Annotated in this window: 29 protein-coding genes and 2 pseudogenes; 14 read left to right on the top strand and 17 right to left on the bottom strand. The window is 71.3% G+C overall.

Translation table 11 applies throughout. The annotated features are described in order from the left end of the window. Nucleotides 1-114 precede the first annotated feature (114 nt). Nucleotides 115-855: a VOC family protein gene (locus AB0G63_RS29145; RefSeq protein ID WP_360756102.1), complete on the top strand. Its 741-nt coding sequence runs from the start codon at nt 115-117 to the stop codon at nt 853-855. Nucleotides 856-921: 66 nt separating this feature from the next. On the opposite strand, the gene AB0G63_RS29140 is transcribed toward AB0G63_RS29145, so the two are convergent. The 5 genes and pseudogenes from AB0G63_RS29140 to AB0G63_RS29120 all read right to left on the bottom strand — a co-directional run bounded on the left by AB0G63_RS29140 (nt 922) and on the right by AB0G63_RS29120 (nt 4,417). After that, entirely contained in the window at nt 922-1,206 is a 285-nt protein-coding gene (locus tag AB0G63_RS29140; protein WP_360756099.1) for a WhiB family transcriptional regulator, read from the bottom strand. A gap of 301 nt (nt 1,207-1,507) precedes the next feature. After that, nucleotides 1,508-1,748: pseudogene (locus AB0G63_RS29135) on the bottom strand (HTTM domain-containing protein); the annotation flags it as partial. Between the two features lie 321 nt (nt 1,749-2,069). After that, nucleotides 2,070-2,837, bottom strand: a complete 768-nt coding sequence (gene map / locus AB0G63_RS29130) for a type I methionyl aminopeptidase (RefSeq protein ID WP_360756096.1) — start codon at nt 2,835-2,837, stop codon at nt 2,070-2,072. Nucleotides 2,838-2,962: 125 nt separating this feature from the next. Beyond that, nucleotides 2,963-3,586, bottom strand: a complete 624-nt coding sequence (locus AB0G63_RS29125; protein ID WP_360756094.1) for an ester cyclase — start codon at nt 3,584-3,586, stop codon at nt 2,963-2,965. 84 nt (nt 3,587-3,670) lie between these two features. Further along, entirely contained in the window at nt 3,671-4,417 is a 747-nt protein-coding gene (locus AB0G63_RS29120; RefSeq protein WP_360756091.1) for an SDR family oxidoreductase, read from the bottom strand. A 136-nt stretch (nt 4,418-4,553) separates the two neighbouring features. Here AB0G63_RS29120 and AB0G63_RS29115 point away from each other — a divergent pair, with 136 nt between their 5' ends. The 3 genes from AB0G63_RS29115 (at nt 4,554) to AB0G63_RS29105 (ending at nt 6,114) form a co-directional block, all read left to right on the top strand. Beyond that, on the top strand, nt 4,554-5,507 hold the full coding sequence (locus AB0G63_RS29115) for a LysR family transcriptional regulator (protein ID WP_360756088.1): 954 nt from the start codon (nt 4,554-4,556) through the stop codon (nt 5,505-5,507). A gap of 114 nt (nt 5,508-5,621) precedes the next feature. Next, a complete protein-coding gene (locus AB0G63_RS29110; protein WP_360756086.1) occupies nt 5,622-5,897 on the top strand; it encodes a glyoxalase in 276 nt (91 codons plus the stop codon). Between the two features lie 82 nt (nt 5,898-5,979). Further along, nucleotides 5,980-6,114 (top strand): hypothetical protein, encoded by a 135-nt coding sequence (locus AB0G63_RS29105; protein ID WP_360756084.1) that lies wholly within the window; start codon nt 5,980-5,982, stop codon nt 6,112-6,114. Between the two features lie 35 nt (nt 6,115-6,149). On the opposite strand, the gene AB0G63_RS29100 is transcribed toward AB0G63_RS29105, so the two are convergent. Beyond that, nucleotides 6,150-6,626: a putative immunity protein gene (locus AB0G63_RS29100; protein ID WP_360756082.1), complete on the bottom strand. Its 477-nt coding sequence runs from the start codon at nt 6,624-6,626 to the stop codon at nt 6,150-6,152. Nucleotides 6,627-6,750: 124 nt separating this feature from the next. Here AB0G63_RS29100 and AB0G63_RS29095 point away from each other — a divergent pair. Next, nucleotides 6,751-6,960 (top strand): annotated as a pseudogene (locus tag AB0G63_RS29095) (PaaI family thioesterase); the annotation flags it as partial. Nucleotides 6,961-7,231: 271 nt separating this feature from the next. Beyond that, nucleotides 7,232-7,867 (top strand): hypothetical protein, encoded by a 636-nt coding sequence (locus AB0G63_RS29090; RefSeq protein ID WP_360756080.1) that lies wholly within the window; start codon nt 7,232-7,234, stop codon nt 7,865-7,867. 110 nt (nt 7,868-7,977) lie between these two features. Here the strand turns inward: AB0G63_RS29090 and AB0G63_RS29085 are convergent, their stop codons facing one another. The 4 genes from AB0G63_RS29085 to AB0G63_RS29070 are packed head-to-tail and all read right to left on the bottom strand — an operon-like array spanning nt 7,978 to nt 11,911. Next, nucleotides 7,978-9,423, bottom strand: a complete 1,446-nt coding sequence (locus AB0G63_RS29085; protein ID WP_360756078.1) for an aldehyde dehydrogenase family protein — start codon at nt 9,421-9,423, stop codon at nt 7,978-7,980. A gap of 24 nt (nt 9,424-9,447) precedes the next feature. Further along, nucleotides 9,448-10,965, bottom strand: coding sequence for a carotenoid oxygenase family protein (locus tag AB0G63_RS29080; protein ID WP_360756076.1), 1,518 nt, complete (start codon nt 10,963-10,965; stop codon nt 9,448-9,450). After that, a complete protein-coding gene (locus AB0G63_RS29075) occupies nt 10,931-11,530 on the bottom strand; it encodes a hypothetical protein (protein ID WP_360756073.1) in 600 nt (199 codons plus the stop codon). The genes AB0G63_RS29080 and AB0G63_RS29075 overlap by 35 nt, the downstream gene beginning before the upstream one ends. Nucleotides 11,531-11,533: 3 nt before the next feature. Next, nucleotides 11,534-11,911, bottom strand: coding sequence for a hypothetical protein (locus AB0G63_RS29070; RefSeq protein WP_360756070.1), 378 nt, complete (start codon nt 11,909-11,911; stop codon nt 11,534-11,536). A gap of 189 nt (nt 11,912-12,100) precedes the next feature. On the opposite strand from AB0G63_RS29070, the gene AB0G63_RS29065 reads away from it, so the two are divergent. From AB0G63_RS29065 to AB0G63_RS29055, 3 genes are all read left to right on the top strand, one after another. Further along, nucleotides 12,101-12,652: an EF-hand domain-containing protein gene (locus AB0G63_RS29065; protein ID WP_360756067.1), complete on the top strand. Its 552-nt coding sequence runs from the start codon at nt 12,101-12,103 to the stop codon at nt 12,650-12,652. A gap of 258 nt (nt 12,653-12,910) precedes the next feature. Beyond that, the gene (locus AB0G63_RS29060) at nt 12,911-14,269 is read left to right on the top strand and encodes a GH25 family lysozyme (RefSeq protein WP_360756064.1); all 1,359 of its coding nucleotides are present in this window, start codon (nt 12,911-12,913) and stop codon (nt 14,267-14,269) included. Nucleotides 14,270-14,303: 34 nt separating this feature from the next. Further along, nucleotides 14,304-15,074, top strand: coding sequence for a D-Ala-D-Ala carboxypeptidase family metallohydrolase (locus AB0G63_RS29055; RefSeq protein WP_360756061.1), 771 nt, complete (start codon nt 14,304-14,306; stop codon nt 15,072-15,074). A 4-nt stretch (nt 15,075-15,078) separates the two neighbouring features. On the opposite strand, the gene AB0G63_RS29050 is transcribed toward AB0G63_RS29055, so the two are convergent. From AB0G63_RS29050 to AB0G63_RS29035, 4 genes are all read right to left on the bottom strand, one after another. Further along, nucleotides 15,079-16,023, bottom strand: coding sequence for a 3-carboxyethylcatechol 2,3-dioxygenase (locus tag AB0G63_RS29050; RefSeq protein WP_360756058.1), 945 nt, complete (start codon nt 16,021-16,023; stop codon nt 15,079-15,081). Beyond that, entirely contained in the window at nt 16,020-17,726 is a 1,707-nt protein-coding gene (locus AB0G63_RS29045) for a bifunctional 3-(3-hydroxy-phenyl)propionate/3-hydroxycinnamic acid hydroxylase (protein WP_360756056.1), read from the bottom strand. Before AB0G63_RS29045 ends, AB0G63_RS29050 begins: the two co-directional genes overlap by 4 nt. A 19-nt stretch (nt 17,727-17,745) precedes the next feature. Continuing rightward, nucleotides 17,746-18,606, bottom strand: a complete 861-nt coding sequence (locus tag AB0G63_RS29040; RefSeq protein ID WP_360756053.1) for an alpha/beta hydrolase — start codon at nt 18,604-18,606, stop codon at nt 17,746-17,748. Between the two features lie 112 nt (nt 18,607-18,718). Then, nucleotides 18,719-19,399: a helix-turn-helix domain-containing protein gene (locus AB0G63_RS29035; RefSeq protein ID WP_360756051.1), complete on the bottom strand. Its 681-nt coding sequence runs from the start codon at nt 19,397-19,399 to the stop codon at nt 18,719-18,721. Between the two features lie 145 nt (nt 19,400-19,544). On the opposite strand from AB0G63_RS29035, the gene AB0G63_RS29030 reads away from it, so the two are divergent. The 5 genes from AB0G63_RS29030 to AB0G63_RS29010 all read left to right on the top strand — a co-directional run bounded on the left by AB0G63_RS29030 (nt 19,545) and on the right by AB0G63_RS29010 (nt 24,088). Beyond that, nucleotides 19,545-20,267: a TetR family transcriptional regulator gene (locus tag AB0G63_RS29030; RefSeq protein WP_360756048.1), complete on the top strand. Its 723-nt coding sequence runs from the start codon at nt 19,545-19,547 to the stop codon at nt 20,265-20,267. A 158-nt stretch (nt 20,268-20,425) separates the two neighbouring features. Continuing rightward, on the top strand, nt 20,426-22,006 hold the full coding sequence (locus AB0G63_RS29025) for an MDR family MFS transporter (protein ID WP_360756045.1): 1,581 nt from the start codon (nt 20,426-20,428) through the stop codon (nt 22,004-22,006). 538 nt (nt 22,007-22,544) lie between these two features. Then, complete coding sequence (locus AB0G63_RS29020) at nt 22,545-23,171, top strand: hypothetical protein (RefSeq protein WP_360756042.1); 627 nt, start codon at nt 22,545-22,547, stop codon at nt 23,169-23,171. A gap of 237 nt (nt 23,172-23,408) precedes the next feature. Continuing rightward, nucleotides 23,409-23,585, top strand: coding sequence for a hypothetical protein (locus AB0G63_RS29015; RefSeq protein WP_360756039.1), 177 nt, complete (start codon nt 23,409-23,411; stop codon nt 23,583-23,585). Nucleotides 23,586-23,740: 155 nt separating this feature from the next. Further along, complete coding sequence (locus tag AB0G63_RS29010; RefSeq protein ID WP_360756037.1) at nt 23,741-24,088, top strand: antibiotic biosynthesis monooxygenase; 348 nt, start codon at nt 23,741-23,743, stop codon at nt 24,086-24,088. 14 nt (nt 24,089-24,102) lie between these two features. Here the strand turns inward: AB0G63_RS29010 and AB0G63_RS29005 are convergent, their stop codons facing one another. The 3 genes from AB0G63_RS29005 to AB0G63_RS28995 form a co-directional block, all read right to left on the bottom strand. Continuing rightward, nucleotides 24,103-24,483 (bottom strand): VOC family protein, encoded by a 381-nt coding sequence (locus AB0G63_RS29005; protein ID WP_360756035.1) that lies wholly within the window; start codon nt 24,481-24,483, stop codon nt 24,103-24,105. 200 nt (nt 24,484-24,683) lie between these two features. Next, a complete protein-coding gene (locus tag AB0G63_RS29000; protein ID WP_360756032.1) occupies nt 24,684-25,271 on the bottom strand; it encodes an XRE family transcriptional regulator in 588 nt (195 codons plus the stop codon). A gap of 29 nt (nt 25,272-25,300) precedes the next feature. Beyond that, nucleotides 25,301-26,353: a 2-oxoglutarate and iron-dependent oxygenase domain-containing protein gene (locus AB0G63_RS28995; protein WP_360756029.1), complete on the bottom strand. Its 1,053-nt coding sequence runs from the start codon at nt 26,351-26,353 to the stop codon at nt 25,301-25,303. Nucleotides 26,354-26,724 lie beyond the last annotated feature (371 nt).

Below are 26,724 nucleotides of genomic sequence, written 5' to 3'. Positions count from 1 at the left end.
CCACGTCACGCGACGTACGCTGCGCCGGCGGCGCGGGCCGGAAAGGGCCCGGACGACCGGCATCCGCGGATGCCGTCGCGGAGCGGGGGCGGGCGGGTGCATAGGATCGCCGGCATGGCACTGCGACCCGTTCACGTGAACGTCAAGGCAGTCGACGCCTCCGCGGTCGGCCGGTTCTGGGCGGAGGCGCTCGGCTGGAGTGCATACAGCCCCGGTGTGACCACGTACGTCGGCCCCGCCGGCGGCCTCGTCCGGCCGCACCCGGTCGCCGTCGGCATAGACGTCGTTCCCGTCCCCGAACCGAAGACGGCGGCGAAGAACCGTGTGCACCTCGATCTCGCCACCACCTCTCCGGCCCATCAGGCGGAGCTGGTCGCGCGCCTGGAGGCTCTCGGCGCGACACCCGCCGACGTGGGCCAGGGCGACGTGCCGTGGACGGTCCTCGCCGACCCGGAGGGCAACGAGTTCTGCGTGCTGGAGCCTCGGGAGGTCTACCAGGACACCGGGCCGATCGCGGCCGTGGTGGTCGACTGCGTGGATCCGCGGGCCATGGCCCGGTTCTGGGGTGAGGCAGTGGACTGGACCCTGCACGAGGTGAGTGACTACCACGCGGTGTTGCGCTCCGCCCGGGGTGCCGGCCCGTATCTCGAGTTCCTCCGCACGCCCGGCGGGAAGACCGTGCCGGACCGCGTGCATCTCGACCTGCTGCCGTACCCCGGCGACGACAAGGCGGCGGAGGCGGCCCGGCTGCGGGCCCTCGGCGCCACCGACCTCGACATCGGCCAGCGGGACGTGCCGTGGACCTGCCTGGCCGACCCGGAGGGCCACGAGTTCTGCGTCCTCGCCCCGTCCTGACGCGGAGCCCCGACCGGGCCACCCCGGCCGGCGTCCCGGTCGGTCCGGCCGGTCCGGGGAGGCGGTTCACCCAGTCGGGGGCGACGTTTCCCGCACCGCCCGGCGGATGGCGCGGCGTTGGGCGGCCGTGGTCGCACCCCAGATGCCGTGGTCCTCACCGTGGTCGATCGCCCAGGTACGGCAGGCGATGACCACGGGGCACCGGCGGCACAGCGCCCGGGCCAGGGACTCCTCCCCCGCGAAGGCGGCGGAGTCGGAGAGCGGGAAGAAGAGTTCGGGGTCCTCCCCGACGCAGGCAGCGTGATCACGCCAGTCGGAGTGTGTGCGGGTTCCGTGGAGCGAGCCTGTCATGGTGCACCTCTGATCGGCCTGACAGCAGGCATGCGAGCGGTGGTCACGGCACACGGGTGCGCCGCGTGCCCGGCAGAGGTGCGTAACAGCATAGGGTCAAATGCCCGATTTGCGACAGACGGCGAAGCTACGAGCCGGGCCGCTGCCGCCCAAGGGGCAACGCGTCGAGCTCGCCTCACCGCCGGCACCGTCGACGTACGTGACTCCACGGCCGTCGACGGCCCCGTCCGGCTCACGCCCAGCTTCTGACCGCGCTTCGTGACGTACGCCTCGTAAACACGACGACGTTCTTCCAGCACGCGCCGACAGCCGTCAGGAAGACGGTGGGCAGGAATACGGCGTCGCACGCGACCATGGCCAGGGAGAAGAACGGGATGCCGAGGAGCACCGCGATCCCCAGGTGCTCCAGCATCATGACGGCGATCAGTACGCTCGTGACCTTGCGGTTGACGAGGGTGAAGGGGAAGGCCACCTGAAGCATGACGGGTCACGTAGCTCAGCAGCAGCACCAGTACCGCGTTGCCGGCCGGGAGCGCGGAGAGCCAGATCTCGAACCAGACCCGGCCGCCGGACCACTGCAAGCACGCTGAAGGTGCCGTCCAGGCGGCCCAGTTCGAGCGCCATGTCGTACGACAGGGGGCTGTGGTCGCCGTACAGCACGCGGCGGTTGGGCCCTTCCCGGCGCAGGAAGGCGACGATACTCGTCGCCCCTTTTCTGACCGCGCTCGTAGTGCTCCCCCTCCTTGTGGTCCTTTTGCCGCCCCTCTTCGTCACCGCCGCGGCAGGCCGGGGACAGCGTGCTGCTGTGGCTGCTGTGCGCCGCCCAGGGGAGCCCCCGGATCCGGCGCGGCTTCCGGGAGACGTCAGGGCAGGGTCAGGATGCGGGGGCCCGCGTCGGTGATGGCGACGGTGTGCTCGAAGTGGGCGGCCCTGCTGCCGTCGGTGGTGCGCAGCGTCCAGCCGTCGATGTCGGTGCGGTAGGTGTTCCGCCCGCCGGCCATGAGCATGGGTTCGATGGCGAGGACCAGGCCGTGGCGGAGGGGGAAGCCGCGTCCGGGGCGGCCGCGGTTGGGGACGTGCGGGTCTTCGTGCATGCGGCGGCCGATGCCGTGGCCGCCGAAGTCGGCGGGCATGCCGCAGTCGGCCTTGCGGGCGACGGTGTCGATGGCGTGGGAGATGTCTCCGATGCGACCGCCGACCTGGGCGGCGGCGATGCCGGCGTCGAGGGCCTGCCGGGTGGCGTCGATCAGCTCGAGGTCGCCGGGGCGCGGCGTTCCGACGGTGAAGGTGATGGCCGCGTCGCCCGTCCAGCCGTCGAGCTGGGCGCCGCAGTCGATACTCACCAGGTCGCCGTCGCGCAGCCGGTAGCCGGTGGGGATGCCGTGCGACACGGCGTCGTTGACGGATGTGCAGATCACGGCCGGGAAGGGGACCGGGGCGAAGGACGGCCGGTAGCCGAGGAACGGGGAGCCGGCCCCGGCCTCGGCCAGCACCGACCGGGCCGCTTCGTCCAGTTCCCGCAGCGACACCCCCACGCCGGCCGCTTCCCGGGCCGCGGCCAGGGCGTGGGCCACCACCCGTCCGGCCTCCCGCATCGCGTCCAATGCGGCATCGGTCTTGATCTCCACCATGTGTGTGACTCCCCACAGCACGTCGACCCCAATACTTATACCGGTATTAGTATCACGGTCATGGCGAGGACTCGCCACGGGGGACTCGGTTGCGCCGATGGAGAAGGCGGCCGGCGCAGGGGGTGTCAGCCGGTGACTCCGAGCTGGCGCAGCAGGGTCTCGTTGTCCTCGATGTGCCAGTCCTCGACGATCTTGTCGGTGCCGACGTGCTGGATGTCGATGGCGTCGAAGCGGATCCGCTGCCCCTTGCCGTGGACGCCGTGGAACGTGCCGGTGAAGTGGCCGCGGAAGACCAGCCGGGCGGTGATCTTGTCGCCGGTGACCAGGAGATCGGCCAGTTCGCAGGTCAGGTCCGGCACGGCGGCGCGGAAGTTCTTCGACGCGAAGAGCGGGCCGGCGGGGCCCTGGGGGCGGCCGGAGGGCAGGGTGTTGTCCCGGAAGCGCGGGCTGACGGCGGCGTCGAGGTACTTCTGCTCGCCGGTGTTCCAGAACGTGTACAGCTGCTGGGCCAGGTGCACCTCCTGGGAGGCCCGCCGCTCACCGATCGAGCGGTCCACGGTCAGCGACCCGGGCCGGATCAGGCCGGGCGAGCGGTCGACGAGGTCGCGCGGCGACGCCGGTGCGCCCGGCCCGCTGGGCTGCTGGTGGTAGTCGAACGCGCCGACGGCCATGGCGGCGCCGACGGTGAGCGCGGCCGCGCCGGCGATGGCGGCGGCGGTGATGAGGACGGTACGGATCACCTTGTGCATGAGGGAGCTCTCTCGGTTTCGATGTGGTCGTCGTCGCTGCTGCCGTGGCGGAGCCGGTCGACGCCAGGACTGCCTCGCCGGGTCTCAGGCGAGCCGGCCGCCGCCGTCGACGTGCAGCACGGTGCCGGTGACGTAGGGGTTGGTCATCGCGAACAGGACTGCCTGGACCAGGTCGTCGGGGGTGCCGACACGGCGGGCCGGGTTGCGTTCGGCGACCTGGCGCAGGAACGCCTCCTTGTCCGCGCCGAGCCCGTCCCAGGAGCCGGTGTCGACGATGCCGGGCGAGACGGCGTTGACCCGCACCGGGGCGATCTCCACGGCCAGGGCCTGGACCAGGAAGGCCAGCGCCCCGTTGGTGGTGGCCATCACGGTCCGCTCCGGGGCCGGGCGCCAGGCGGCCACGCCGGAGAAGAAGGTGAACGAGCCGCCCACGGCGGCCTGCCCCGCCAGGTGCTTGGCCAGCAGCAGCGGGCCGATCACCTTCGCGGCGAAGGCCCGCTGCACCGCGGCGAGGTCGAGGTCGGCCAGCGGACCGTTCGCGGGCATCGCCGCCGTGGACACCAGATGGTCGAAGGCGCCGGTCTGCCGGGCGAGCCGGGCGATCGAGTCCTCGTCGGCCAGGTCCACCGGCGCCACCAGGGCGGGGCCGGTCAGTTCGCCGGCGGTCCACTCGAGTTTGCGCGGGTCCGGTCCGGCCAGCACCAGGTCGGCGCCGGCGGCCGAGGCCGCCCGGGCGATCAGGCGGCCGGTACGGGAGCCGGCGCCGATGACGACCAGGCGCCGTCCGTCGAGCGCCGTGGAAGAGGACGTGGGGGTGGAAGTTGCGGACATGCAGGTACTCCGTCGCATGATCGGGGAAAGGATCCGCGGTCCGCCCGCGCCGAGCGCGGCGGCCACGGCACGAGCCTCTCCCACCCCGGCTGATGAGTCCAAGGCTTGCTCTTCAGCCCAGCGATAATATTTGTTCATGGCAACGCTGCGGCAACTCGAGTACCTGGTCACGGTCGTCGACACCGGGTCCTTCACCCGCGCGGCGGAGCTGCTGCACGTCACCCAGCCCGCCCTCTCCCACCAGGTCCGCGCCCTGGAGACCTCCCTGGGAGGCCCGCTGCTCGAACGTCTGCCGCGCACGATCCGCCTGACGCCCCTCGGCCGCGCCGTGCTGCCGCACGCCCGCGCCGCCCTGAAGGACGCCGACCGCCTCCGCTCCGCCGCCCGCCGGGCAGCGGGACTCGACGGCGGCGAACTCGAGGTCGCCACCGTCTACTCCGTCAGCCTCGGCGTGCTGCCCCCGGTCCTGCGCGCCTGGCGCCGCCGGCACCCGGGCGTCCGCATCCGGCTGCGGGAGTTCCCGCACGCCGAACGGCTCCAGGCGGCGATGGCCGCCGGCCAGGCCGATCTCGCCGTCGGCCCGACCCCCCAAGGCTGGGAGGGCCCCGTACGCGATCTCGGCGTCGAGGAGTTCGTCGTCGTACTACCCGCCGACGACCCGCTCGCGACCGGCGCATCGGGGGCCGTCGCCCTCAGCGCGCTCGCCGACCGCGACTGGGTCCACTTCGCCACCGGCAACGGTCTCGCCGACCTCCTCGACCAGGCCTGCTCGAAAGCGGGCTTCCAGCCGAAGGTCGCCATCCGCGCCGAACAGACCTCCGCGGTGCCCCTGCTCGCTGCGGCCGGACTGGGCCCGGCGCTGGTGCCCGCCAACATCGTCCCGCGCGAGTTCGACGGGGTCGCACTGCGCCTCGACCCTCCGCTGCACCGCACCCTCACCGCCTACACCCGCACCCGCCCCGACCCGCTCACCACCGCCTTCGCCGAACTCCTGGCCCAGCAGGCCTGCGTCCTTCCCCGGCACCTCAGCGCACGCGCGGCCCGACTGCCCGCTCCGGCCGAAGTGTCCTCCGAGGAACCTGCGAGCTGACGGCTCTACGTGCAGGGCGTGTATCGAAGTGCGTGCGGTGGTCGACGTGTCGTAGTACTCCTGGGGAGACATAGGCACCTTGGTTCTCGTTCGGAGTCGTCGATGGTGTCGTCGATGTCTGTTCGCCGTGTCGTGCCCAACATCCAGTCGGAGGCCGCGCAGGAGAGCCGGGAGTTCTATGGTCTGCTGGGCTTCGAGGAGGTCATGAACCACGGTTGGATCATGACGCTCGCGTCCCCCTCCGGCCCGGCAGCGCAGATCAGCGTCATGACCAGCGACAAGACCGCGCCTGTCGCCCCCGACATGAGTGTCGACGAGGAGTGGGGAGTGCGGCGGTTCTTCGTCCGTGACCCCAGCGGACGGGTGGTCAACGCGCTGGGTCACCGCTGACCGCCCTCCCGCGCCCCTGGTTGGAGGAGGGCTGCCATAGAGGGGGCAGCCCCGGTCCAGCCCGGTCGTCCAACCTCATCGCGTGATCGACTACGACGATGCCGGTCGCCCTGTGGCGCACGTGGGAAACCCCGGGCCCACGCACCTGCCGCTGTCGGAGCCGACCCGACGATACGGAGCCGCCGAAATCCATACGTTCATGGCGAGCGTCGCATGAGATGACGCCTGAGATCCACATGCGATACGCGCCCCTCAGGTGAGGTGAGCGAGCGAAGGTCGGCGTCCAGTGTGCGGATCAACTCGCCGACCGGTCCGCCGCCGTCCGCCGCCGTCCGGCGCCGCCGGGAAACGTTTGAGTACGTCGACCACGACCGGTGTGGCATGTCGCATCGTCTGTTCAAGGTGTTCGGCGCCGACGCTCGTATCGCCGTCGGCGACGAGTTCGGCCGCTCTTGCCGCGTAGGCGCTCGCTCCGAGGATGTGTTTGACCTGGACCTGTGTGGCCTTGGCCAGCGGATGCAGGTAGGCGGCGCCTGCCGCGGACATCGCCGCCCATGCCGCCTCACGCGCGGCCGCGGTGTGCGCGCTCTTGGCTGCCTTGAGGGCCGCCGACGCCGTGTCGCGCAGGTGTTTCCCTCGCTCGCCGCCCCGGGCGAACGCCCACGCGGCACCGATGGCGTCGCGGGGCCGCGAATCGTCCGGCTGATCGGCCTCGAATATCTCCAGCACCCCCTCCGCACAGGCCGCGGCGAACGCGGTGACCGCACGAAGGCCCTCCCTGCCGGCCGGCTGAGGAACCCAGTCCGCTCCACCCGACATGGACCCGAAGGAGAGCACACACGTGGAAGACCGGATGGGGCAGGGACAGGCGAGCCCCGCGGTGCGAAAGCGCGGCCGCGACAGCTTCGGCCTGCAGGGCCTGATGTCCCACCTCGGCGCGCGCCTCGCGCACATCGGTCCCGGCCGGGTTCACATCGTTCTCCCGGCCCGCCCCGAGGTGACCCAGCAGCACGGCTACGTCCACGCAGGTGCCACCAGCGCCATCGCGGACAGAGCCGGCGGCTGCGCCGCCCCCGGTGCGGGGTCGGGCAGCGGCGGCGTCGGCGCACCGCCTGGTGCACAGCACTGTGGTGTGGACCCTCCCCGCGGCAGACGAGAAGACACAGCGCGGCACGAACAACCGGCGCCGTCAGTCCGTACCATCTGTACACCAAGGCCTCTTGCGGCACTTGCGGCGTTCATGTCGGCGCCGACACCTCACCCCGAGAGGGGCGTCACCCCCCATCCGGTGCTGCCCCGCCGCACGGTCATTCGCCGAGGAAAGGTCAGCACCCATGCCCGGGACAACGACTCCCGCCACCGAACTCACCTCGCAGTACGCCGCACAGGTGAGCGGTGACCTCGAACGCAACGTCAAGGAGCGGGAGCGCATCACCGCGGAGATCGCCTCCCTGCAGGAACAGCTCACGGCCCTGCAGCACGACCACGCTGTGCTGTTGAGCATGCGACAGGCCCTAGGCATCACCGAGGCGCCGGCCGAGCCCGCGGCGCCGTCGTCCGAGAGCGCCGCGGTGCCCGCTCCCCGACGGAAGGCCGGTACCGCGCGCAGCGGGAAGCAGAAGGCCCAGAAGTCGCCCGCCACGCAGGGAAGTCCGGCGGCCAAGAAGCCCGCGGCCAAGACAGCGGGTGCGACGGCGGCCCAGCCCACCCTGGTCGAGCTCATTCGCGACCACCTCGCCGCGTCGAAGGAACCGCGCTCCGCCGCGGAGATCTCCGCGGCGCTCGGCGCGGCCCACCCCGGGCGCCAGATCATCACCAAGGTCGTGCGGGGGACGCTCGAGGGACTCGTCGCCAAGAGCCAGGCCGAGCGCACCCGGCAGGGCAAGTCCGTCTTCTACACCGCTCCCGCGCCGGAGTCGGCTTCCGCGTCCGAGTCAGGGACGCAGCAGTCCGAGGACTCCGGCCATTAGGAACGGAACTCCTTGCTCGGGTGAGGCCCCGGCTCGGTGAATTCAAGGAATTCGCCGATGACCGGGGCCTCACCCGTCGTGGCTGAGATCGTGGCCGGGATCGAATCGGATCAGAACGGGTAGCGCTCGATCTCGGACTGGACGGTCACCCACTGCAGGTCGCAGAAGGTCTCCAGGTTGGCCGACATGCCGAAGTGGCCGCCCGCACCGGAGGCCTTGGTGCCGCCGAACGGTGCCACGGCCTCGTCGTCGACCGTCTGGTCGTTGATGTGGACGGCGCCGGACTTGATCCGGCCGGCGAGTTCGACGGCCCTGAACGGGTCGGACGTGAGGATGGCGACCGACAGGCCGTACTCCGAGGAGTTGATGATCTCGATGGCCTCCTCGATCGTCTCGTAGCCGACCACCGGGGCGACCGGGCCGAAGATCTCCTGGCTGAAGGCCGGGCTGTCGAGGGGGACTTCGGCGAGCACGGTCGGCCGGTAGAAGCGGCCCTCGTGGGTGCCGCCGGCCAGCAGCCTCGCGCCTGCGGCGACGGTCGACTCGACGATCCCGTGGACCTTGTGAAGCTGGTTGTCGTCGATGATCGGGCCGAGCGCGTTGGCCGGGTCGGTCGGGTCGCCGACCGGGATGTTCCGGGCCTTGTCCGCGAGCTTGGCGGCGTACTCCTCGGCCTTGTCCTTGGGCACGAGGTGGCGGCCGGTGGTCATGCAGATCTGTCCCTGGTGCAGGAACGAGCCCCACGCCCCCGCCGAGGCGGCGGCGTCGATGTCGGCGTCCGGCAGGACCAGCAGGGCGTTGTTGCCGCCTAGTTCGAGGTGAACCTTCTTCAGCAGCGGGCCGGCGGCCTCGCCGATCCTGCGGCCGGCGGCGGTGGAGCCGGTGAAGGAGATGCACGGCACGTCCGGGTGGGCGACCAGCGCGGCCCCGACGTCGGCCCCGGCAGGCAGGACGTGAAGCAGGCCCTCTGGCAGGCCGGCCTCGGCGAAGAGCTCCGCCAGCGCCAGGCCGCCGGAGACGGAGGTGCGCGGGTCGGGCTTCAGGATGACCGCGTTGCCCAGGGCGAGCGCGGGGGCGACCGAGCGCATCGACAGGATCGCCGGGAAGTTGAACGGGCTGATCACTCCCACGATGCCGACGGGCACATAGCGGGCGAGGGAGAAGCGCGGCTTCATGCTGCGCAGGATCTGGCCGTGGGGCTGCGCGGCGAGCGCGGCGGCGGCCTGGAGTTCGGAGGTGACCAGAGCGGTCTCGAAGGCCGCCTTGCCCTGGCCCGAGCCCGACTCGGGCACGAGCCAGCGGGTGAGGCGCTCGGGGTCCGCCGCCAGCAGCGCGGCGGCCCTGGTCATCACCGCGGCGCGCTCGGTGTAGGGCAGGGCGGCCCAGGTCGCCTGTGCCGTGGTGGCCGCGGCGACGGACTTGTCGAGGTCGCCGGTGTCGGCCCGGCCGACGGTGGCGATCGTCTGACCGGTGGCCGGGGCGGTGACCTCGAGGGTGCCCGCACCGCCGGCGACGAAAGCGCCGTTGAAGATCTTGTTGTCCCAGGTGTTGCTCATGGTTGTGGGTCTCCTGCCGTTGCTTCAGTCGGTGGGCTGGGCGGCGATGGCGGCGTCGAGTTGCTCCGCCTCGGCCCAGGTGCCGTGGAAGGCGAAGGGGACGCGGACGGGGAGCTTGACCCGGGCCAGCGGCTTGCGGGCGAACTCCACGGTCTCATGCACGAGGAGTTCGGACAGCCCGGTGGCCGGGTTCCACCACAGCGACAGCAGGTAGCCGTCGTTCTCCTCCGCGGCGCCGCGCCGCTGCACGAAGACGGGTTCGGAGGGGTTGGTGAGGCCGTCGACGCCCTCGATCACCAGGGTCTGACCTGTCGTGAAGTCGTAGCGGGCCATACCGTCGGTCATGGTCAGCGGCGACAGGCCGCGGGTGGTGGCGAAGCAGCCGTAGCGCAGCGGCCGGCCGAGCCAGGCGTCGTTGATCTTCGGGAACTCGCCCGCGACACCGCTGAGCACCTCGTTGGATGCCTTCTTGGTGGCACGGTCGAGGGTGAACCGCCAGGCCATCGCCGGCGGGAACCAGGTGTGCGAGCTGACCGGGTCGTCGGCGTGGGTCGCAGGGTTGCCCAGTCGCTCGATGACATGCAGGTCGACGACGAAGCCGGCCGGTGTCTCGTGGGCGTTGAAGAAGTGGGTCGGAGCGAGCATGACGCCGGTGTCGTACCAGGTGACCTCGTGGGTACGGCGGTCGAGCACCGCGAAGCGGGAGCCGTCCGGCACCGCCGCGGGGTCCCACAGCACGCCGGGGCGTCCCTGCATGATTCGGTCGATGCGGAACTGCGTCGGCGAGATCAGAAAGATGGCGTGGTGCTCGCTGACGATGTAGTCGTGCACCATCGCCGGACACCCCATCGAGAAGGTGAACGTGTCGACGACCCGTCCGGTGACCGCGTCGGCCTGGTACCAGGTCAGGTTCGGTCCGACGGCGGCGAAGAACAGCATGTCGCCGGTCTTGGGGTCGATCTTGTGGTGTGCCGTGCACAGCACGTCGATGCCGCCGGCGAAGTCGAAGGAGCCCTTGGTGCCGAGGCTGCCCGGGTGCATCTCGTAGGGCAGGCCGCCCTCGAAGTAGACCAGCAGGTGGTCGGCGAAGATCCCGACGTTGGTGTTGGCGACGTTCTTCGCCGGCGGCGCCCCCTCGGGCAGCGGCCGCGGTTCGTTGCCGTTGACGAAGCCGGGGTAGACCGCCTCGCCGGCCTCGACCTCCACCTTCATGGTGTCGGTCATGACCCACTTCATCCGGAACGACGCCTTGCCGTCGCGGATGTACGTGGCGGCGACACCGCCGTCGCCCTCCCACCAGTGGTACCGCTCGAGGTCGAGCGGCGTGAAGCGCGGGTTGTTGGCGATGCGGAACAGGGCGCCCGCCAGGTCGTCCGGGAGCTTGCCGACGACCGGCAGGTCGAAGGCCTCGGTCTCCTCGTGCCAGCAGCGTCCCGGGTAGCGGTGCCGTCGATCCCGGCGAGCGTGCGCCGTACGAAGGCGGCCGCGCCATCCGGGTCCCTCATCATCAGCGCCAGCGCACCGTGCTCGTCGGCGAGCCACACCCGCGGCCGGACCGTGCCGGCGGCGGCGTGCGCCAGCCCGCGGGCGGCGAGCAGCGTCCGGCGGAAGCCGTCGGCGTCGGGCGCGTCGTACCCGAAGGCGCAACTGAAGCCCTCCGGCAGCGGAATCGTCGCCAGTTCCCTGATCGTCCGGGGATCGGGGCGGCGGAGGTCGACCAGACGACGTCGGTCGACCCGTCGGTGCGGGGGACGATCAGGGTCGAGCCGGCGCCGAGCCACTCCTTCACGGTCTCCGTCCACCGGGCCGAGTCGGAACTCCAGCCGGGGTCGGAGGAGACGTCGAGCGGCCACAGCACGGCGGCGAGATGGTACGAGTGGAGCCGGATGCCCAGTACCTCGTCGGCCGACGGGTCGGCCCGGCCGCTTTCGACGATCTCGTCGACGGCCCGGCGGATGGTCGCGGAACGGTGCCGGCCCCAGGCGGCGCTCTCCCGCTCGAAGACGCGGCTCAGCGCGGCGATGAGTGCGGCGACGAAGTCCAGGAGCCCCGCCGAGACGCGCCGTACCTCGTCCGCGAGCCGATCCGCCGGGACACCCGCGGTCATCGCCTAGACGACCGCGGCCTGCACGCCCGAGTGCGAGCGCCAGACCGTGCGCAGCAAGGCGTCCAGCGCCATGCCCTGCCGGGCGGCCCAGCGCACCTGTGACACCGCCTCCTCCGGGGCGCCGAAGGGACGGCCGGTGACCAGTCCGGTCAGCATCGCCAGGACCGAAGCCTCCAGCGCCGACCGCTCGTGCCCGGTGAGCAGCAGCTCACCGTGTTCCTCGGCGGTCAGGAGGTCCGCGTGGACCTGTTCGGCCGTCTGGACGCCCCAGGCCGTGGCTGCCACCCCCGGGTCGGCGAGCGCGGCGTCCCGTGCCCGCGGCGCCTCCGAACGCGCCAAGGCATCCGCGTCCGACGCGATCGTGACAATCCAGTCCGCCACGTGCGCTCCTTCCCCGCAGCGATCGGGCCCGCCGGTGCGGCCCCAGGCAAGGTACTCGGTGCGACGTGCGGCAAGCCGGGGGCATCGATCACCGATTCGGGTGCCATATGCGTGGCTGAACACGCTTTTGAGTAGCTTTTACCCCATCCTGGGAAAGCCACAAGACAAGATCACGGAAGGAGCCGACCCATGACCGCGGCGGCCCAGGACATCATGACCGTCAAGCTCGAACGCACTTTTGACGCCATGGACGCGAACCACGACGGGTATCTGGACTGGACGGATTACCAGAAGCTCGCCGACCGCTACATCCAGGCCTACCGGCTCGACAGGAACGACCGCCGGGCCAGAGCGCTCCAGACCTTCTGCCAGATCTACTGGCTGGAGCTGCTGCGCCACGCGGGCGTGGACGGGGACCGGCTCACGAAGGACCAGTTCGTGACGGCCAACCGCCTCGCGGTCATCGACACCAGTCGGCTCAACGTGACCGAAGGCGGCGGCCACGCCATCTTCGACATCATCGACGCCGACGGCGACAACGAGATCAGCAAAGCGGAGTTCGCCCGCTTCCTCAAGGACGTGTGGAAGACCGACGCCCCCGACGCGATGGACATGTTCACCAGGATGGACACCGACGGGGACGGCGCGATCGGGCGCTACGAGTTCATCCGCATCATGCGCGAGTACTTCCTCAGCAACGACCCCGACGCACCGGGCAGCCTGTTCTTCGGACACGTCTGACCCACCCGCTCGCCACCCGCTTCCCGGCCCCTTCGCCGCTTTCGGCCGGGAGTCCGCGACGACGGCCGCCCCTGGGCTCCGGTTCCCAGCGGGCGGCCGTCCCGTTGGGGCGGCCCCTGGGCGGCAGGGGCGGTGCGGCGAGTGTTCTCTGCGCGTAGATTTGCAGCGGGCCACCTCTTCCCCCCGGCGTCGGACGACTTCTAGGATCCGCATGTCATGTACATGCAGTGATGGCCGTCCCCCGTGCGGAGATACCCCATGCCCGAGAACAGACCGGCCCCGCTCCCCTGCCCCGTCTCCGGCCCGCGCCGGCGCACAGCCGCGTTACTCGCCCCGCTGTTCGCGGGGCTGCTCCTGCTGTCGGCTCCCGGCGCCGCCCTCGCCTCCGCTCCGGGTACCGACGGCCGAGCGGTGACGTCCGCCGGTTCCGCCGCGGCGCTTGCCGGCCAAGACGCGGACGCGCCGTCGCCCCGGCGGGGCACCGCGCACGCCGGCAGCTCGCTCGACGCCAGCGTCTCCGCGGCGCGGACCGCCTCCACCGTCGCCTCCGTGGAAGCCGCCGCCGCGGTCTCCGCCAGCCCGCTCGGCCTGGACGTCAGCGGCCACCAGGGCAACGTCGACTGGACGTCCGTCGCCGCCGACGGCGCCGCCTTCGCCTACGTCAAGGCCACCGAGGGCGTCAGCTACACCAACCCGTACTACAGCCAGCAGTACAACGGCTCCCGCAGCGCGGGACTGATCCGCGGCGCCTACCACTTCGCGCTGCCCGACGTCTCCGGCGGCGCCGCCCAGGCAGACTGGTTCTTCGCCCACGGCGGCGGCTGGACCGCCGACGGCTTCACGCTCCCGCCGGCCCTGGACATCGAGTACAACCCCTACGGCGCCTCCTGCTACGGGCTCGGCCCCAGCGCGATGGTGTCCTGGATCAAGGCGTTCAGCAACGAGATGTACGCCCTCTCCGGCCGCTACCCGATGATCTACACCACCACCGACTGGTGGAGCACCTGCACCGGCAACACCAGCGCCCTCGCCGCCACCAACCCGCTGTGGATCGCCCGCTACGCCAGCAGCGTCGGCACCCTGCCGGCCGGGTGGAGCGCGCAGAGCATCTGGCAGTACGCGGACTCCGGCACCTTCCCCGGCGACCAGGACGTCTTCAACGGCACCACCGCCCAGCTGCAGGCACTCGCCCTCGGCACCGGCGGCTCCACCACGACCGCGTGGCCGACCGTCAAGAAGGGCGCGAGCGGGCAGACGGTGAAGACGATCCAGTACCTGCTCAACGCGCACGGCGCCTCGCTCACCGTGGACGGCGGCTTCGGCACCAACACCTACAACGCGGTCGTCGCCTTCCAGTCCGCGAACGGACTCGACGCCGACGGCGTCGTGGGCCCGCTGACCTGGGCCGCGCTCGTCGTCACCGTGCAGAAGGGCAGCAGCGGGCCGGCCGTCTCCGCCGTGCAGAGCGAACTCAACGCGAGCGGCGCCTCGTTGACGGTGGACGGCAGTTTCGGCACGAACACCTACAACGCCGTCGTCGCCTTCCAGTCCGCCAAGGGGCTCACCGCGGACGGCATCGTGGGCCCGCTGACCTGGCGCGCCCTTGTCGCCTCCTGAACCCCGACGATCACGACCTCGTGAGGAGACAGCCATGACTTCCGACCCCCGGCCCCGCCCCGGCCGCCGCAGTGTGCTGCGCACCGCCTTCGGCCTCACCGCGGCCGTCGGCACCGCCGGACTGCTGGGCGCGGCCGCGGCCGCCCCGGCCGCCGCCTACAGCTGGTCCAGGACGCTGTCCCAGGGCTCGACCGGCGCCGACGTCGCCGAACTCCAGATCCGGGTGGCCGGCTGGGCCGCCGACAGCGCCAAGCAGACCTACGTCGCCGTCGACGGCGACTTCGGCTCCGGCACCGCCGCCGCGGTCAAGCGGTTCCAGTCCGCGTACGGGCTCAGCGCCGACGGCGTGGCCGGACCGGCGACCCAGTCGGCGCTCAACGCCCTGGAGAGCACGGACGGTTCGACCGCGCACTTCGACTTCGGCGAGTTCACCTCGCACGACGGCGCCGGCTTCACCGGCGGCAACGTCTCCTCCACCCAGGTGAAGGAGAACATCCGGCGCCTGATGTACAAGCTGGAGGCGCTGCGCAAGAAGGCCGGCGACAGTGCCGTCACCATCAACTCCGGTTTCCGCAGCGTCTCGTACAACTCCTCGGTGGGCGGCGCCTCCAACAGCATGCACACCTACGGCGTCGCCGCGGACGTGGTGGTCTCGGGGCTCTCCACGCTCTCCGTCTACCGCATCGCCGAGACCTGCGGCTTCTCCGGCCTGGAGACGTACTCGGTGTCGTGGCAGCACGTGGACAGCCGCGTCGAGTACCCCTACGGGTCGCAGTTCTGGTGGTGGCAGGACGGCGTGGCCTGAACCGTCACGGCGCGGTGCGCGCCGTCATGACGCCGAAGCCGGCGATGTACTCCCGCACGGGCCGGTAGAACTCGTACGTCACCTCGTACGGGCCCGCGGCACCGAGCGCCGCGAAGGCGGCGACCCAGGTGCGGACCTCGTGGGAGGAGTTGCCGGCTTCCTCGGCCATCCGCTCGGCCGTCATCGCGTCGATCGGGGAGAGGTCGCCGGAGGCGAGGGTCGCCATCAGGGCCCGGTCCCATTCGGGGTTGAGGTCCCGGATGGTGGCCGTGCCCGCCGCGAAGGCCTTCGCCGTGTCGATGACCCGTTGCTGCCGGGCGTCGCGGGCGGCGGCCGTGGGGTGCCTGCCGTCGAGGAGCATCGCGCGAGCGGTGTCGTCGGCGGTGGCCCACTGCGGCACGGGCGGGTCGTGGGAGAGGCCGCCGGAGCCGATGACGAGCACGCGCTCGTCCGCCAGCGCGGCGAGGTAGCCGCCGATCGCCTCGCCGAGGCGGCGGACCCGGCGCATCGTCACGAAGGGCTTGGCGACGCCGTTGACGAAGACCGGGACGGTCGGCACGGCGGCGAGTGAGCCGAAGAGGATCTCCAGCGGCTGGACCGTGCCGTGGTCGACCTCCATCCGGCGGGAGATCGCCACGTCGATGTCGCGTTCCGCGACCCACTGGGCCAGTTCCTCGGCGCGCTCGGCCGGCACGTTCAGCGGCCCCTCGGCGGTGCCGTAGTCGCCGACGCCCCGCGCCTGGTAGCCGATGCAGAACGGCGGCATCAGGTCGTAGAAGAAGCCGTTGTAGTGGTCGGGGGCGAAGCAGACGACCAGGGTGGGGTCGTAGTCCTCGACGAAGGCCCGCGCGGCGTCGAAGGCGCCCTGGACGGCGCCGGCCACCTCGGCGGGCGGGTCGGCGTACTCCAGCAGGGGGCTGTGAGACATGGTGACGAGGGCGAGGGTCATGCGTGGGTTCCTTCCCGGACGAGCGACCCCGCGGTGACGACGGCGGCGAGGGCCCGGGAGGCCTGCTGGGTGAGGGAGGCGGCGGCCACGAAGCGGTCGGGGCGCAGCACGACCAGGCCGCAGGCGCGGACGTCGAACCAGTCCTTGAGGGCCCCGGTGCTGTCGCCGACGACGGTGACCGGCGCCGGGGAGCCGGCGTACCGCTTCTCGGCCCAGGCGCGCTGCGTCTCGGGCATGAAGGAGACCAGTCGGAACCGGTGCCGGCGGACGAGCGCGAGGTCCGCGGCGGAGAGGAAGGCCGTCGGATCGGTGCCCCAGGTGGCGAGGGTCCACCAGTCGCCGGTGACCTCGTCGAGGAGGACGTCCGTGGCGTCGCAGGTGTTGACCCGCGGCTGGATGAACTGCATGCCGACCGGCGAGAGTTCGCCGGCGGAGTCGGTGAACGGGGCCAGCCGGCCGCGCTTGAACCCGGCTTCCGCCCTGCCCGGGGCGAGGGTGGCCTGGTCGACGACGACGCCCGCGGCGTAGCGCGGCATGGGCTTGAACCGCAGCTCGGTGAAGTACGACTTCCACTTCGGTACGAGGTTGAGCGCGGAGGCGGACACGTCGCGCAGCCTGCCTCCGAGGCGGCCCATCTTCATGACCGTGCCGGCGGCCATGTTCACGTCGATCATGTCGGAGACGTGCTTGCGGCGCTCCTCGGTGTAGGTGTCCAGGAGGGCGTCGCCGGCATCGCCGTCGAGGACGGCGGTGAGCTTCCAGGCGAGGTTGGTCGCGTCGCGGATGCCGGAGTTCCAGCCCTGGCCGAGCCAGACCGGCATCAGGTGGGCGGCGTCGCCGGCGAGGAAGACGCGGCCCTTGCGGAAGTCGGCGGCCACCCGGCCGTGGTGGGTGAAGGTGCGCTGGTTGATGACGGTCAGCGCCGCCGGGTCGGGGACGTGGCGTGCGAGCAGGGAGTGCAGGAAGGCGGGGTCGTCGACCAGCTCGGTGGGCTCGCCGTCGTGCAGCATGAACTCCCAGCGGCGGATGCCCTGCGGGAGACCGATGGACACGTACGGCCGGCGCGGGTCGGCGCCGAGGTAGACCGACGGGGTGCCGACCGGGTCGTTCTCCACGTCGATGACCACCCAGCGGGTCGAGGGCGACTTGCCCTCGAACGGCACGCCCATCCACCTGCGGGTGAAGGAGCTGCCGCCTTCGCAGCCGACGGCGTACCGGGCGGTCACGGTGACCGTCCCGGTGACCTCGTCGTCGGCGCCGAGCCGCTCGGCGGTGACCTCGACGTGGTCGCCGTGGTCCTCCAGTCCCACCACCCGGTGGCCGAAGCGCAGCGAGGTGCCGGGGAACCGGTCGAGCCCGGCGGCGAGTTCCTGGTCGACGAGCGGCTGGATGAAGCCGTGCTTGCGCGGGTGGCCGAACTCCTGCGTCTTCGGATCGTTGGTGGCGAGGACCTGTCCCGCGCCGTTGACCAGCCGGACCACGTGGTGCGGGACCGTGTAGGGCTGGATCCGCTGCCACAGGCCGGCGGTGCAGAGCGTACGGATGGATTCGTCGTCGAGTCCGACGCCGCGGGGGTAGTCGATCAGCTCGTGGCGGGCCTCGAGCACGGTGGTCCGGTGGCCGCGCACGCCGATCAGGTTGGCGAGGGTGAGGCCGACCGGCCCGGCTCCGATCACGACGACGTCGGTGTCGAAAGTGGTCATGGGCTGTGTCCGCTCCGGGTCAGTTGTGCGTCAGGAAGTCGGTGACGAGGCGGTTGAACTCGGCGGCGTGCTCGATCATCGCCCAGTGGCCGCAGCGGTTGAGCAGCACCAGCCGTGAGTTCGGGATGTTGGCCAGGAGCCAGAGGCTGATCTCGTAGTGCAGGACGCGGTCGTCCTTGCCGTGGATCAGCAGGGTCGGCGCCTGGATGCCGGGGATCTTGTCGCGGTCGACCCTGACCGGGATCGGGGCGCCGTGCGCGAGGCCCTCGACGTAGTTCCGGAGGTGGTCGGGGCGGGCGAGCGCCGCCTCGGAGCGGGCCCGGGTCAGCTCCGGCGTCGCGAAGCGCTCCTTGTCGTAGGTCATGATCTCGACGAGCGCCTTCATGTTCTCCGGGCTCGCGTCCTTGTAGGCCCGGACGAGAACTTTCAGACCTTCGCTCGGCCCGTCGCCCGCGCCGAAGAGGGTGGCGGGACCTCGGCCGAGCGAGGCGCCCATCGTCACCAGGTGGGTGACGCGCTCGGGGTGCAGCGTGGCGAAGCGGATCGCGGTGTGGGCGCCCATCGAGTTGCCGACGAGGGCGGCCTTCGGAAGGCCGAGGGTGTCGAGGAACTCCACGAGCGTCCTGTCGTGGTCCATGTCCCGGGTCGCCTGCGCGTCGGAGTCACCCCATCCCGGCATGTCGGGGGCGATCACGTGGAATCCGGCGTCGGCGATCGCGCCGATGTTGCCCGAGAAGTTCGACCACCCGGTCGCGCCGGGGCCGGAGCCGTGCAGCAGGACGACGGGCGCGGCAGTGGCCTGCCCTGCCTCGTAGTACCGCATGCGCAGGCCCGAGGGCAGGGCGATGTCGCGCGCCGCGGATTCCTTCTTGACTGACATGACCTACCTCTCGTGCACTATGTGCACGCTCTAAATCGATAATTGCACGACCGCGGTCATGGAACGCCTGTTACAGAGCAATGTCAAGAGGCGGCCGCGGCCGCCTCCGGCCTCAGCCGAGGTCGCGGCGCAGCCGCTCGGCCGCCGTCATGAGCGTCGGCGCCGCACCTTCGGCGATCTCGGCGCGCGAGGTGATCAGGTTGAGGCAGGCGGCCGGGAGGCCGTCGACCGCGATCGGCACCGCCACTCCGTAGGCGCCGGGCTCGACCTCACCGAACGTCGCGGCGAAGCCGCGCTCGCGGGCCTCGGTGACGTTCGCGGCCTCACCGGGAGAGGGCGACTGTGCCGCGAGCAGCGCGACGCCCGCCGAGCCGCGCCCCAGCGGGTGCCGGCTGCCCGTCTTGAAGCTGAGCCGGTACGACGCCCCCGGCGGCTCGACCACCGCCAGGGCCACCGCCTGACTGCCCTCGATCACCAGGAGCGAGATCGTGGCGCCGAGACCGGCGGCGAGTTCGTGCAGGACCGGCTCCGCGGTCGCGCGCAGGGTCGCGTGGATGCCGACGGCGAGCGCGGCGAGCCCGGTGCCGGTGCGGTAGCGGCCGTCGCCGCCGCGGGTCACGAGGTGGAAGTCCGCGAGGGTCGACAGCAGCCGGGAGGCGATCGACCGGTGGACGTCCAGTTCCTGGGCGACCTCCTGGATGCTCAGGCCGTCGCCCGCCGTGCTGACGAGCTGCAGGGCGCGCAGTCCGCGGGCGAGCGTCTGGGTACCGGTAGCGCGAGGGGAATCCGCCATACGCCGAAGCCTAGAGCCCCTGCCCGCGCGGGCCGTTCCCGGCCGCGTCCGGGCGCTTCCCGCCGAGGGCCGACAGAACGCCGGCGTTGGGGCCAGGGAAACTTGCAGCTTGTGCAATCTTTGCATGATCTGCAAAAATGAGGGGGTGTCTTCCCCTTCCCGCAGCTCCGCTTCCACGGCGTCCTCCGCCGCACCCGAGGATCTGCGCGCCCGACGCCGGCGCGAGACCCGGCACAAGATCCACGTCGCTGCCGTGCGGCTGGTGGAGCGTGACGGGCTGGCGCAGGTGACCGTCAACATGATCAGCGCCGAGGCAGGTGTCTCACCGCGCACCTTCTTCAACTACTTCCCGACCAAGGAATCCGCCCTCGTCGTGGTTCCGCCGCCGCTCTCCGACGAGCAGCGGCACCGGCTCGCCGCCGGGGACCCGCGACCGCGCCGCGTCCTGCACGACCTGGTGGACGTCCTCACCCAGCAGACGGACGAGGACCTCATGCTCCCGGGCGGACGCCACCACTTCCGGGCCATGGTCCGGATCGCGTCCGCCCACCCCGAGCTGGCCGCCCTTCTGCACGCCCGGTTCGACGCCTTCGAGAGCGAACTGACCGGCGTCGTCGCCGACCGCCTCGGTGTCCCCGCGACGGACCCGCTGCCCGCCCTGCTGACCGCCCTGGCCTTCTCCGTGGTCCGCGTCGGCCTCCACCGGTGGTCCTCCGGCGAGGAGCACCCCGACAGCCACAGCCGCGACGACACGCGCACCGGGGCCGGACTCCGCGACACCGACGAGCCGGAGAGTTCCTCCCTGGCCGCGGAACTGCGGCGTGCCGCAGACCTGCTGCGCACGCTCGTCCCCGAACAGCCCGAGTGAGACACGGCCCTTCCCCTCAGGAACGCCCTTCCCCTCTCCGTGGTCTCCACGGGCCCCGCTCAGACGGCCCCTGGCCCGGAGCCGTCCGCCGCCGCGCATCCGGCCGCCGGCTCGCGCCGGGCTGCCCACACCACCCACCGATTCAGAGAGTTCCGGACATGCCCGCTGCCCCCGCCGCGGCCCGCCCCGACCCCGGCACCCCCGGACAGGGCACGGCCGACGAGCCGTCCACCGAACCCACCCGCGTACCGCGCCACTTCGGGCTGATCTACGCCAGCCTCATGATCGCGATGCTGCTCGGCGCCCTCGACCAGACCATCGTCTCCACGGCCCTGCCCACGATCGTGGGAGAACTCGACGGCGTCAGCCACATGGCCTGGGTGACCACCGCCTACATCCTCGCCGCCACCATCGGCATGCCCGCCTACGGCAAGCTCGGCGACCTGCTGGGCCGCAAGGCCGTCTTCCTCACCGGCATAGCCGTCTTCGTCCTGGGGTCCGTCCTCGCGGGCGCCGCGCAGTCGATGGCCCCGCTCGTCGCCGGACGGGCCGTGCAGGGCCTCGGCGGCGGCGGCCTGATGATCACCTCCCAGGCGATCATCGCCGACCTGGTGCCGCCCCGGCAGCGGGCCAAGTACATGGCGCCGATGGGCGCCGTGTTCGGTCTCGCCTCCGTCGTCGGGCCGCTGCTGGGCGGCTGGTTCACCGACAGCTCCGACTGGCGCTGGTGCTTCTGGATCAACCTGCCGCTGGGCGCCCTCGCCCTCGCCATCTGCGCCTTCGGCATGCGTCTGCCGCGCCGCCCGGTCAAGGTCGTCTTCGACTACGCCGGCTTCGTGCTGATGGCCGCGGCCGTCGCCTGCACGGTGCTCGTCGCCACCTGGGGCGGCAACGACTACGGCTGGACCGACCCGCTGATCCTCGGCCTGGCCGCCGGAGGCGTCGTCGCCTGGGTGCTGTTCCTCGCAGTCGAGGGCCGGGTCGCCGAGCCGATCATCCCGCTGAGCGTCTTCCGCAGCCGGATCTTCAACATCTCCACCCTGATCGGCCTGCTCGTCGTCGGGGTGGGCATGTTCGCCGTGGTCGGCTACCTGCCCACGTACCTGCAGATGGTGTACGGGAAGACCGCCACCGAGGCCGGGCTGCTGATGATGCCGATGGTCGTCGGCATCATGAGCACCGCCATCCCGTCCGGCTTCCTGATCAGCAGGACCGGCCGCTACCGGATCTATCCCATCGCCGGTTCGGTCGTCACCGGTCTCGCCGTCTTCCTGATGTCGACGCTCACCATGGACGACTCGATCGTGCTCGTCAGCGCCTACGTGTTCCTCATGGGCGCCGGCGTCGGCCTGCTGATGCAGACGCTCGTGCTCGCCGTGCAGAACGACTTCCCGGCCGCCGAGGTCGGCACCGCCACCTCGTCCAACAACTTCTTCCGGGAGATCGGCGCCACCCTCGGCACCGCCGCCGTCGGCTCCGTGTTCGCCTCCCGGCTCACCGACCGGCTGGCCTCCACCCTGCCCGGCGACGCCACCGCCTCCGTGGGCAGCTCCCGGTCGCTGACCCCGGCCCTGGTCCACGCCCTCCCGGCACCGACCCGGTCCCTGGTCGTCGACGCCTACCAGCACGCACTGACCCCGGTGTTCCTGTATCTCACTCCGGTCTTCGCCGTCGGCCTGGTGCTCGCGCTGATCCTGCCGGAAAAGCCCCTCGCCGAGACCCGGGCAGACGCCCGGTAGGGCTCCGCGTCCACAAGCCGCACCGCGCGTCACCGCGCGTGCGGCCACCTCGCCGACCAGGTGTGCCGGTGGCGTGTGCCTCGCCCGGGTGTCGCCGGCGGCGCCCCGTTCCCCGAACTCGAAGGGGACGAGGGCCCGTTCGAAGGGCCACTGTTCTCCGTCCGGGTCGGCCACGCCCCGCGCGCGGTGCTCCGGGGCCGCGTGACACGGCCCCGCGCGCCGTGCTCCGGGGCCGTGTCACGCGCCACGCCGCCCCGACGCGCGCTCCGCCACGCATGTCGAGGGTTCGGCCGCACGCGCGGGTCCGCGTGTGGGCGACCACCTCACAGGCCGGTTCTCAGCCCGCTCATGCCGGTTCACACGTCGGGTCGGTGACGGCCCGTGCAGCGCCGCATATCGTCGGCGGACACTGTCGATCGCACATGTGTCCCCGCGACGGGGCGCGTCCGCGTGTATTTGCCGCCCTGCCCGGCCTCGGCAGGCTCCTGCGCTCCCAGTAGCATGCGTCGAGTCATCCACACTGAGGGAGTGAACGGCTGTGCCCACCACATCAGCCACCACCACGATCCGGTCACGGTATGCCGAGCAGGCGATCTCCGATCTGGCGGAGAATCGCCGCCGGCAGAAGGAATTGACGCGTCAGCTGGAGGCTCTGCACCAGGAGGAGTCACTGCTCCTGAACATCCTGAAGCTCGCGGGGGCGTCTGACGCGGACTCCGACGCGGCCCCGGACCAGCCGCCCGTACCGCAGCAGGCGCAGAACGAGGCAGAGGTGTCGGCACCCGTCACCCCTGCCACCTCGCCCGATGCCGCCGAAGCCCCGACCGGGCGTCCGCGCGACGCAGGTGCGAGCCCTGACACCCGTCAGCGCAAGACCCGCGCCGGCAGGACGGGCGCCGGCAGGACCGGCGCCAAGGGTGCCGACAAGCAGGAAGAGCGGCCGGTTCTCCTCCAGGACCTGCTGCTGGAACTGCTCGCCGCGCACAGCGAGCCCCGCCTCGCGGCCGAACTGCGCGAGGAGTTGCTGCGCGCACACCCGGACCGGCAGCCCACGCCGCAGGTCGTGCGCAACACCCTGGAGGCGCTGGTGGCCAAGGGGCGCATCCAGCGGCACAAGCAGAACAGGTCGGTCATGTACACCGTGGTGGAGTCGAACGACACCTGAGCCTCCGAACGCACGTGACGGCGGACCGCCGCAGGCGGTCGGGGGGTGACGCGTCGCGCTCCCCCGTTTTCGCGCTTCGTCGAACGACCGGCTTCGGCGGTGATGCCGCGCCACGGTACGGCGGGCTCGGCTGATCCGGCCGACCGCCGGTGTAGCCCGTTCGGCCTCCACAGGAGGCCGCCCCATGCCGGCCGTGCTCGTATGGGAGTGTTCCCCACATCGACCTGGGAGGTGACCATGCACGAAATGTGGCAGGGCGCGGACCCCTCAGGAGAACCGGTGTGGCATGTCCTGACGGCTGACAAGACCTCCACGTTGTGCGGTGTGGAGAAGCCGGAGCAGCCCAGCCGGCAGGAGCCGACGGACAAGCACTGCTTCGCCTGCATGAAGGCGTTTCAGGCAGCCATGGTGTGACTCCCCCGCGCACACGCATCGCCGCCCCGCACGCGCCGGTGTGTGAGGAACCGTGTGTCGGCCACCCCGGGCGAGCGAAACAGGGTTGTGGGTTCGGGTGGGTGCGCGAGATCGTTTGAGGCGGTACTGCCGGTGTCGTCTGTTGGAGGAATTCCGTGACCGATCCTGCGCCCGCGTCGCTGCCCGCCCCGCCCTACTACGCCGTGGTGTTCACCGCCGTGCGGACCGCCGACGACAACGGCTACGGGGAGGCGGACGAGCGGCTGCTGAAACTGGCTGCCGAGCAGCCGGGATTCCTCGGCATCGATTCCGCTCGCCGCGCGGACGGCCTGGGGATCACGGTGTCGTACTGGAGGGACGAGGACTCGATCGCCCCTTGGCGGGAGCACGCGGAGCACGCCCTGGCCCGTGCGCACGGACGCGAGCGCTGGTATTCCTCGTTCGCGCTCCACGTGGCCAAGGTCGAGCGCGCCTACGGGTTCACCCGCCCGGCGGACTCGTAGGCGCCACCGCGCCGTCAGAGCGGGTTGAGGCGAGCCCTGAGGAGGCAGAACTCGTTGCCCTCGGGGTCGGCGAGCACATGCCATTGCTCCTCGCCGGTCTGGCCGATGTCGGCCGGGCGCGCCCCGAGCTTCAGGAGGCGTTCGAGCTCGGCTTCCTGATCGCGGTCGGTGGGGTTGACGTCGATGTGCAGCCGGGCCTTCCCCGGCTCCGGCTCGTCCCTGCGGCTGAGGATGATCGTCGGCTGCGGACCGCCGAACCCCTCGCGCGGCCCGATCTCGATGCAGTCGTTCCCTTCGCGGTCGAGCACGACGAAGTCCAGGACCCCGCACCAGAACCGGGCCAGCACCTCGGGGTCGCGGCAGCCGAGCACGAGCTCACCGATACGACATGCCATGGACGAAACCTGCTCTCGCAACGGGAACTGTCGGGGGCGGCAGCGCGAAGGCCTCGGGCCCCCACCGTGGGAACACGCTCGCGACCGTACCGGGCGGGGCGAGCGGGCGCGAAGGGTTTTCCGGGCCGGCGACGGGGAGCGCCGCCACGGTGAAGGCGGGCCGTAGTCAGCCGTACCCGGCAGTGCATGCGCGGCCGTACTCAGGAGTGCCGTGCGCGGGCGGTGACGTGGAGGACCCTGACGGGCCCGTCCGGGGTGGCTTCCCAGCGGCAGCGTGCCCTGGCGGGGTAGAAGATCGTGTCACGCGGGCCGAGGTGGTACCTGCCGTCGCCTTCGACGTCCACGTCGAGACGGCCGGCGATCAGGTAGGTCGCGGCCGGGGTGGGGTAGTCGAACCACTCGTCGTTGTTCTGGGTGTGGTCGAACTCCATCTCGGAGAGTTCGAAGGAGTGGTGGGCCATACCGGCCATGAAGCGGACCGGGATGGCTGACTCCTCGGTACTCGCGATCCGGCGGCCCTCGTGGGCCCGTACCACGGTGGCACCGGGTCGCGGCGTCACGACCGGCAGCAGGTCTCCCGGCGTGACGTCGAGCGCTGTCGCGATGCGGTACAGGCTCAGCATGGACGGCGAGGCCTCTCCCCGTTCGATCTTGCTCAGGAACGGCTGCCCGATGTCGGCCATGTCGGCCAGTTGCCGCATCAGGAGGCCGCGTTCGGTGCGCCAGTGGCGAATGCGTTCGCCGACGGCGAGGGCGACGGCGTCGGCCACGGGTTCTTCGGTTTCCATCAGTCGGCCTCCGTCAGAGCGAACGCGGCCTACGAACCCTGCTGGGCCGCTAGGACGCGGGAGGCCTCACGCACGGCGGCGGTGTTGGCCTTGCCCTGCCGCGAGCCGGCCAGCTTGGCCGCGATGTGGTCGCGCACCAGGATCGGCTCGTAGGCCATGCCTGCGTCCGCGTCGAGGTGGCTGGGCAGGGTGGCGACGGTCGCGTCGATGTTGCCGTCGTGGAAGAACGCCACCGACCGGCGCCGCTTGATCGTCCCGTCGATCACCGGCGGCTTCACCCGGTGGAGGGTGGACATCCACCGGTCGTTCGTGAGCCGGGCGGTGAGGTCGCCCAGGTTGATCAGCAGAGCGCCGTCGATGGGCTGGACGTCGTGCCAGACGTTGTCACGGCCGAGGACCTGCAGGCCGGCGACCTGGTCGGCCCACAGGACGGTGACGAAGCCGAAGTCGGTGTGCTCCCCCATGCCGGTCAGATCGCCGTCGAGGGAGACGCCGGTGCCTTCGGGAAGGGCGTAGTTGTTCATCCGCAGCACGTCGACGGAGTGGTCGGTGAGGTGCTCGAAGAAGTCGCCGGGGATTTCGAGCGCGTCGGCGAAGACGGTCATCAGGGTGCGGGCGACCCGCGCGGCATGGTCGTAGTAGGCCTCGGCCCTGGGGCGGAAGGAGTCGACGTCGGGCCAGACGTTGATGCCGTAGTCGGCCTCGGAGAGGTCCGGTTCCTCGAACCAGCGCGCTTCGGAACCGATGTTGAACGCCTCGAAGAAGTCGTTCATGCGCGACGCCGGCTCCACACCGAGGCTGAGGCTGAGCGACTCGCTCTTCGGCGGGCTGTAGCCGCGGTTGCCCGGCACCTGGTAGGCCTTCTTCTCCTCGACGCCGAGCGCGAAGAAGCCGTCGAGCGCTTCGGTCAGGCCGGCGATCACGTCGTCGGGCACGCGATGGCCGAGGATCTGCACGAAGCCGACGGTGGCGCAGGCTTCGTCCATGGCGCGGGCTACGGCCGCCCGCTCCTGGGCGCCGCCCTTCTCCGTGTAGGCGGATATGTCCACGACGGGAACGGTGAACGGGCTGCTGTCGGGCATGGGTTCCTCCGGAGGACGTCTGTCGATCGACGAGGACGGCGGGGCGGGGAAGGCTCCTGGTGAGGAGGCGACGTTCAGAGATTCTCCCGAGGAATGCGTATTCCCTCGATGAATGCGTCGTTACGGTCGCGTTGCCCGGCCGACGTACCCACGGCCGGTCAGCGCGGAGTGCGGCGCGGAGTGCGAGGAGATGCCGAGCTTCGCGTCGACGCGGTGCGGGTGCGCCCCCACCGTGCGCGGCGAGATGAAGAGCGGCGGTCATCCGACTGACGCCGCCGTTCGTCGCGGCGGGCGGGCTCGTGGATTGCAGGCGGCCTCGTAGATGCAAGCGCCGGTAGGCAGCGGGAATAAGAAGCCCGCGTATGCAATTG

Source organism: Streptomyces sp. NPDC020996 (genome assembly GCF_040641355.1).
Lineage (GTDB): Bacteria > Actinomycetota > Actinomycetes > Streptomycetales > Streptomycetaceae > Streptomyces.
The sequence above is the reverse complement of the archived record's forward strand: the minus strand, read 5'-3'. Positions and strand labels throughout refer to the sequence as shown.

Bases quoted from the DNA above. Each gene is read 5' to 3' on its own strand.
- AB0G63_RS29145 (WP_360756102.1), top strand. From the start codon at position 115: ATGGCACTGCGACCCGTTCACGTGAACGTCAAGGCAGTCGACGCCTCC.
- AB0G63_RS29140 (WP_360756099.1), bottom strand. From the start codon at position 1,206: ATGACAGGCTCGCTCCACGGAACCCGCACACACTCCGACTGGCGTGAT.
- map (WP_360756096.1), bottom strand. From the start codon at position 2,837: ATGGTGGAGATCAAGACCGATGCCGCATTGGACGCGATGCGGGAGGCC.
- AB0G63_RS29125 (WP_360756094.1), bottom strand. From the start codon at position 3,586: ATGCACAAGGTGATCCGTACCGTCCTCATCACCGCCGCCGCCATCGCC.
- AB0G63_RS29120 (WP_360756091.1), bottom strand. From the start codon at position 4,417: ATGTCCGCAACTTCCACCCCCACGTCCTCTTCCACGGCGCTCGACGGA.
- AB0G63_RS29115 (WP_360756088.1), top strand. From the start codon at position 4,554: ATGGCAACGCTGCGGCAACTCGAGTACCTGGTCACGGTCGTCGACACC.
- AB0G63_RS29110 (WP_360756086.1), top strand. From the start codon at position 5,622: ATGTCTGTTCGCCGTGTCGTGCCCAACATCCAGTCGGAGGCCGCGCAG.
- AB0G63_RS29090 (WP_360756080.1), top strand. From the start codon at position 7,232: ATGCCCGGGACAACGACTCCCGCCACCGAACTCACCTCGCAGTACGCC.
- AB0G63_RS29085 (WP_360756078.1), bottom strand. From the start codon at position 9,423: ATGAGCAACACCTGGGACAACAAGATCTTCAACGGCGCTTTCGTCGCC.
- AB0G63_RS29075 (WP_360756073.1), bottom strand. From the start codon at position 11,530: ATGACCGCGGGTGTCCCGGCGGATCGGCTCGCGGACGAGGTACGGCGC.
- AB0G63_RS29065 (WP_360756067.1), top strand. From the start codon at position 12,101: ATGACCGCGGCGGCCCAGGACATCATGACCGTCAAGCTCGAACGCACT.
- AB0G63_RS29060 (WP_360756064.1), top strand. From the start codon at position 12,911: ATGCCCGAGAACAGACCGGCCCCGCTCCCCTGCCCCGTCTCCGGCCCG.
- AB0G63_RS29055 (WP_360756061.1), top strand. From the start codon at position 14,304: ATGACTTCCGACCCCCGGCCCCGCCCCGGCCGCCGCAGTGTGCTGCGC.
- AB0G63_RS29050 (WP_360756058.1), bottom strand. From the start codon at position 16,023: ATGACCCTCGCCCTCGTCACCATGTCTCACAGCCCCCTGCTGGAGTAC.
- AB0G63_RS29045 (WP_360756056.1), bottom strand. From the start codon at position 17,726: ATGACCACTTTCGACACCGACGTCGTCGTGATCGGAGCCGGGCCGGTC.
- AB0G63_RS29040 (WP_360756053.1), bottom strand. From the start codon at position 18,606: ATGTCAGTCAAGAAGGAATCCGCGGCGCGCGACATCGCCCTGCCCTCG.
- AB0G63_RS29035 (WP_360756051.1), bottom strand. From the start codon at position 19,399: ATGGCGGATTCCCCTCGCGCTACCGGTACCCAGACGCTCGCCCGCGGA.
- AB0G63_RS29025 (WP_360756045.1), top strand. From the start codon at position 20,426: ATGCCCGCTGCCCCCGCCGCGGCCCGCCCCGACCCCGGCACCCCCGGA.
- AB0G63_RS29015 (WP_360756039.1), top strand. From the start codon at position 23,409: ATGCACGAAATGTGGCAGGGCGCGGACCCCTCAGGAGAACCGGTGTGG.
- AB0G63_RS29005 (WP_360756035.1), bottom strand. From the start codon at position 24,483: ATGGCATGTCGTATCGGTGAGCTCGTGCTCGGCTGCCGCGACCCCGAG.
- AB0G63_RS29000 (WP_360756032.1), bottom strand. From the start codon at position 25,271: ATGGAAACCGAAGAACCCGTGGCCGACGCCGTCGCCCTCGCCGTCGGC.
- AB0G63_RS28995 (WP_360756029.1), bottom strand. From the start codon at position 26,353: ATGCCCGACAGCAGCCCGTTCACCGTTCCCGTCGTGGACATATCCGCC.